This window comes from Zooshikella harenae (genome assembly GCF_018837975.1).
GTDB lineage: Bacteria > Pseudomonadota > Gammaproteobacteria > Pseudomonadales > Zooshikellaceae > Zooshikella > Zooshikella harenae.
Map to the genome: position 1 here is coordinate 1 of NZ_JAGSOY010000322.1, position 703 is coordinate 703.

The window sequence follows — 703 nt, forward strand, 5'->3', positions numbered from 1 at the left end:
ACCTCCAAGCTTATTAGTATGATCAGTGGAATAATTATCACCATAAGCTCTGAATGATATTTATAAAAAGCTATGATGAGCAAGCAGCTATAAAATAAAGTATCTGCCCAACTATCTAACGAACGTAGTTTGTCAGTTGATACCCCGAGTCTTCTAGCAATAATCCCATCAAACAGATCTGATAGGAATCCCAAGCTCACGCCAATAACATACCAATAGTCGTTGATATCATAGAAGGCTCCGATTAATAGTGCTGGTCCCAACAAAAACCGGAAATAAATAAAAGAAATGGGAACATAGTTTAATATCATTCCAAAAACCAACTTATGGTGAATATGACCAATAACATAGTAAACTATTGATAGTTGATATCAAGTTGAATACCTACTCACTAAATGTTGTATCCACTTTGTTCATTCTCTGATTAAATATCACCGTTTCCCGCTTATCTTGCCTATGCTTATATATCCAGTTCACGATGACTGTGATTAAGGTTACACCGATAATGACACCCCAATCACTCACCGTAAACCCCGCTAATACAGTCACGGCACTGGCTGCATAAGGTGCGTTGGAAACAAGCTTTTCTGGTAACATAGTATTAACCTTTTCATTATTGGATGTAAAAAAACAAGGCTTTTTAGTACAAGACAAGTGCTATGTTTATCTCACAGTATTTTTTAGACATAAAAAAACCCACGTG

At 36.1% G+C, this 703-nt stretch carries 2 protein-coding genes; both read right to left on the minus strand.

Annotated features, from left to right (window positions below; genetic code table 11):
* The coding region (locus KCG35_RS25910) for a CDP-alcohol phosphatidyltransferase family protein (protein WP_215822794.1) at window positions 1-311 on the minus strand (311 nt) is incomplete at its 3' end.
* A 73-nt stretch (window positions 312-384) separates the two neighbouring features.
* Window positions 385-597 (minus strand): HP1 family phage holin, encoded by a 213-nt coding sequence (locus KCG35_RS25915; protein ID WP_215822796.1) that lies wholly within the window; start codon window positions 595-597, stop codon window positions 385-387.
* Window positions 598-703 lie beyond the last annotated feature (106 nt).